General features: G+C 44.4%; 5 protein-coding genes and 1 tRNA gene. All 6 read left to right on the forward strand.

Annotated features, from left to right (window positions below; translation table 11 throughout):
* The coding region (gene spoIVA / locus VN379_RS20610; RefSeq protein ID WP_325537346.1) for a stage IV sporulation protein A at positions 1 to 1,547 on the forward strand (1,547 nt) is incomplete at its 5' end.
* A 152-nt stretch (positions 1,548 to 1,699) separates the two neighbouring features.
* Positions 1,700 to 2,149 (forward strand): ACT domain-containing protein, encoded by a 450-nt coding sequence (locus VN379_RS20615; protein ID WP_325537348.1) that lies wholly within the window; start codon positions 1,700 to 1,702, stop codon positions 2,147 to 2,149.
* 11 nt (positions 2,150 to 2,160) lie between these two features.
* The gene (locus tag VN379_RS20620) at positions 2,161 to 3,453 is read left to right on the forward strand and encodes a homoserine dehydrogenase (protein ID WP_325537350.1); all 1,293 of its coding nucleotides are present in this window, start codon (positions 2,161 to 2,163) and stop codon (positions 3,451 to 3,453) included.
* A gap of 20 nt (positions 3,454 to 3,473) precedes the next feature.
* Positions 3,474 to 4,379 (forward strand): homoserine kinase, encoded by a 906-nt coding sequence (gene thrB, locus VN379_RS20625; protein ID WP_325537352.1) that lies wholly within the window; start codon positions 3,474 to 3,476, stop codon positions 4,377 to 4,379.
* Positions 4,380 to 4,576: 197 nt separating this feature from the next.
* A tRNA-Pro gene (locus VN379_RS20630) sits at positions 4,577 to 4,653 on the forward strand.
* Positions 4,654 to 4,825: 172 nt separating this feature from the next.
* The gene (locus VN379_RS20635) at positions 4,826 to 5,005 is read left to right on the forward strand and encodes a hypothetical protein (RefSeq protein ID WP_325537353.1); all 180 of its coding nucleotides are present in this window, start codon (positions 4,826 to 4,828) and stop codon (positions 5,003 to 5,005) included.
* Positions 5,006 to 5,045 lie beyond the last annotated feature (40 nt).

Genomic DNA, 5,045 nt, shown 5'->3' on the forward strand with positions numbered 1-5,045 from the left:
GTAATATTTGGAGTGGCCTGTCATATATTTATAATGACAACTACCGTAATCAGGGAGGGAAACGCCAGATGGAAAAATTCGACCTGTTTAGAGATATCGCCGAACGTACTGGTGGAGATATCTATATTGGTGTAGTCGGCCCAGTTCGGACTGGTAAATCGACGTTTATTAAGCGTTTTATGGAGACCATGGTATTACCCAATATTGCTAACCCCTATGACAAAGAACGCGCCAAAGATGAACTGCCGCAAAGTGCCGGCGGTAAGACCATTATGACAACTGAGCCTAAGTTCATCCCCAACGAAGCTGTAGAAATCAATGTTAAAGACAATGTTAATGTCAGAGTGCGAGTCGTAGACTGTGTCGGTTATACGGTCGAGGGCGCACTGGGCTATCAAGAAGAAGACGGCCCCCGTATGGTGCTCACACCCTGGTTCGAGAATGAAATTCCGTTTCAGGAAGCAGCTGAAGTCGGTACACGCAAAGTCATTGCCGAGCATTCAACCATCGGTTTAGTGATCACCACTGACGGTTCAGTGACCGACCTTGCCCGGGATAAATACATTCCGGCTGAAGAACGGGTTATCCGTGAGCTCAAAGAGCTGCAAAAACCATTCTTGGTAATTTTAAATACCAGCAAACCTAATTCCAAAGAAACGCGGGAACTTGTGGCTAAACTAGAGGGCGAGTACGATGTTCCGGTGATTCCGGTTGACTGCGCCCAACTGTCCCATGACGATATCTACGGTATCTTGCAGGAAGTACTGTACGAATTCCCCGTTAAAGAGGTTAATATTACACTGCCGAAGTGGGTAGAAGAACTAGATAAAGAACACTGGTTGCGCCAAAAATTTGAAGGCGCTGTCAGCGATGTTGTTCAGTATATTCGTCGCCTGCGGGATATTGACCGGGCAATTGATGATTTGTCAGGCTATGACTTTGTTGCTGACGTTATTCTTCATGACATGGACCTCGGCAGCGGTATTGCCGTTATAGAAATGACCGCTCGGGGTGATCTTTTCTACAGTGTCCTGGAAGAACTAACAGGTTTCACCATTGCCGGCGAGCATCACCTCCTGCGGCTCATGAAGGATTTGTCTGTGGCTAAGCGCCAATATGACAAAATCTCAGCTGCTCTTGAAGACGTCGAACAAACCGGATATGGCATCGTGCCGCCGCAACTTGACGAAATGATTCTGGAAGAACCAGAAATCATTCGTACCGGCAACCGTTTTGGCGTAAAACTTAAGGCTTCAGCACCGTCTTTACATATTATCCGAACTGACGTTCAAGCCGAAATCTCGCCGATTATTGGTACTGAAAAACAAAGCGAAGAATTAATTCAATACCTGATGCGTGAATTTGAAGGCGAACCGGAAAAAATCTGGCGTACTAACCTGTTTGGCAAATCTTTGAATGAACTTGTCCGCGAAGGCATTCAGAATAAACTAACAAGCATGCCTGAAAACGCACAAATTAAACTAAAAGATACGCTCCAGAAGATCGTTAACGAAGGTAGTGGCGGACTAATATGTATCATTTTTTAAGAAATGCAGCATTTCGCAGCAGTTTTAAGGTCAGTCTGTAAAGGACTGACTAATTTTTTTGTATTTTTGCTTGTAATCCCCGCCAAAGTGATGTTATAATGTCTACCATATACAGATATCCATCCGCAACAGCAGTACCGAGGAGGGGAAGCATGGTTACAGGTCAAAAAGCGGTTTTTTATCTAGTTCGGGAAGAGATTTTACCTGAAGCTATTAAAAAAACAATTAAAGTAAAAGAGTTATTAAAACGTGGTGAAGCCAGAACAATTAATGAAGCAGTAGAAAAAATGGAACTAAGCCGTAGTGCCTATTATAAATACAAGGACTATGTTTTTCCGTTTTATGAAGCCAGTAAAGAAAAGATTGTTACACTTGCTTTATTGCTTGAACATAAATCAGGTGTTCTTTCCCGCGTCTTAAACACAATCGCAAATGAGCATGGCAGCGTCCTAACAATTAATCAGGGTATTCCGCTTCAAGGGGTCGCCAATGCTACTATATCAATTGAAACAGCGGATTTAGCAATTGATTTAGAAGCTATGCTTGATAAGCTAAGAATGGTGGATGGGGTAAAAAGGCTGGAAGTTTTGGGGCAGGCTTAGGGGGGAAAACTATGAGTGCCATTAATATTGCTTTATTAGGGATGGGCACTGTCGGTACCGGTATTATTAAAATATTAGCAAATAACGCCCGCAATATTGAACAAAAAGTGGGTGTTCCAGTAGTTATTAAAAAGATACTTGTAAAAAATCCTGACAAAGCCAGAAGCGTAAAAACCGATGCCGAGATAGTCACAAATTTTGACGAGATACTCAATGATCCTGAGATAAAGATAGTTGCTGAGGTCATGGGTGGAGAAGTGCCGTCTAAGGACTATATGGTAGCAGCCTTAAACGCCGGCAAGCATGTAGTAACTGCTAATAAAGATGTTGTAGCCAAATATGGGCGGGAGCTATTTGAGGCTGCCGAGGCAAACCATACAGATTTTCTTTTTGAAGCCAGTGTGGGCGGCGGCATTCCCATCATCCGCCCGCTTAAGCAATGTCTAGCTTCTAATCAGATCACTGAGATTATGGGGATTGTTAATGGCACAACCAATTATATGCTCACCAAGATGACCAATGAAAAGATGGACTATGCTGACGTACTAGCAGAAGCGCAGGCCAAAGGTTATGCTGAATCTGATCCGACAGCCGATGTCGGTGGTTTTGATGCAGCCCGCAAGATTGCCATCCTGGCATCAATTGGCTTTGGTGCCCGCGTTACGCTAAATGATGTCTATGTCGAAGGCATCACAAATATCGCCATTGAAGATATCGAGTACGCACGCGAACTTGGTTTTATCATCAAACTACTGGCAATCGCCAAACAGGACGAACTTGGTATTAACGTCCGGGTGCATCCGGCCTTCCTGCCAACCAGTCATCCGCTGGCTGCGGTAAATGATGTATTTAATGCAATATTTGTTAAGGGTGACGCTGTAGGCGAGACAATGTTCTATGGGCGTGGGGCCGGCGAAATGCCAACCGCCAGTGCAGTTACCGCCGATATCATCGATGTGGCGCGGGACATTCGCCACAATGTCAGTAGCCGGATACTCTGCACCTGCTTTGATCAAAAACAGATTTATCCTGTCAGCAAGACAGAATCACCGTATTACATCAGATTGCTTGTCGAAGATAAACCCGGCGTATTGGCAGCCATTGCCGGTGCGTTTGGCGCCCAGCAAGTTAGTCTGCACTCCGTTATTCAAAAACGTAAAGTGGAACGCTCCACAGAGCTGGTCTTGATCACTTACCGGGTATCTGATGAAAACATCCGTCTGGCTATAAACACCTTACTTGGCATGTCGGTTGTAAGTAAAATAGGTAATGTAATCAGAGTTGAAGCAGCACAAATTTCATAGGGTCAAAAGGTGGCGATACCATGGCGAATACAGTTAAAATCCGCGTGCCGGGAACAACCGCCAATTGCGGCCCGGGGTTTGATGCGGTTGGCATAGCATGTACAATATATAATGATCTTGAACTTACCCTGAGTGACCAGGGGGGCATATCCTTGGATGTGACCGGCGAGGGGGCTGGGGCAATACCGGCTGACGGCTCTAATGTTGCCGTTAAGGCCATTCAAATGGTGCTCGCCAAAACAGGTTGTAATGCAAACGGCATTGCACTTAAAATGGTCAATAATATTCCCCTGGCACGAGGGTTAGGCAGTAGTGCGGCGGCTATCGTCGGGGGGTTAGTGGCAGCTAACGAACTTACCGGCAGCACCCTTACCAAAGAGGATATTCTGGATATGGCAACCGCTATTGAAGGTCATCCTGACAATGTTGCGCCGGCTATCTTTGGGGGTATTACTGTCAGTATTATGGATAGCGGGAGTGCTAAATATCTGCGCTTTTTGCCACCAAAGGATTTTTCCATGGTGGCTGTAATCCCTGAATTTAACCTCTCAACCAAGGCCGCCCGCAAGGTGTTGCCTGATTCAGTGCCGTTTGCGGATGCTGTATTTAATGTCAGCCGCACAGCACTTTTAGTTGGTTCTCTGTGTACTGGTGAGTTGAAGCTGCTCATTCACGCACTGGAAGACAGGCTGCATCAGCCGTATCGCGAGCAGCTTATTCCTGGAATGGCACAAGTATTGTCTGTTGCCCGGCAAACAGGGGCTTTGGGGGCAGCGTTAAGTGGCGCCGGACCGTGTTTGCTGGCCTTTACAGCTGATAATTCTGATGCTGTAGGTATGGCGATGGTCAAAGCTTTTAATATCCATAAAGTCGCAGCAAGATATCAGATCTTAGATATTGATAAAAAGGGTGCAATAATCGTCTAGTTATAGTATCCAATATCATTACGAGGAAAACCCTACTTACAAAAGCGCAAGTGGGTTTTCTTTTTATCTCTTGCGATGAGAAAGCTCTACTTTCCATAAAAAATAATATAATTCTTGACAAGTGTACGTAAATTAGGTAAAATAGATTTTGTCAGTCAGACACAACATGTAATTTGTTAAGTCTGAAGGGCAAATGTCGGGGCGTAGCTCAGCTTGGTAGAGCGCTACCTTGGGGTGGTAGAGGCCGCACGTTCAAGTCGTGTCGCTCCGACCAGATAAACACCACCTATACAGCTAGATAACTCAAGGGTTTGCAGATATGCAAACCCTTTTTTATATTTTCTATATGACCTGTTTTTTTGATCTGTGTAGCAAAAATGTAGCAGAGAGAGATTTGATTCGCATTAATGGTATAATCTAATCATTAACAGAATGAGGCATTTGAAATGGAAGAATTACTAAAACAAATTATTGATCGGCTCGACAAAGTAGATTCCCGCTTTAATAATCTAGAAACTAAAATGAAATCCCGCTTTAATTCTCTTGATGCTGGTTTTGATAAATTGGCGCGTGAAGGTCAAGAAGATGTTAAGGGAATGATACGGCTAATAGACAAAAAAATTTGATGGACTCCAGGAGAATCCATTAACATTCTCGCTATAAGGC

The organism is Sporomusa sp., assembly GCF_035561255.1.
Taxonomy (GTDB): domain Bacteria; phylum Bacillota; class Negativicutes; order Sporomusales; family Sporomusaceae; genus Sporomusa.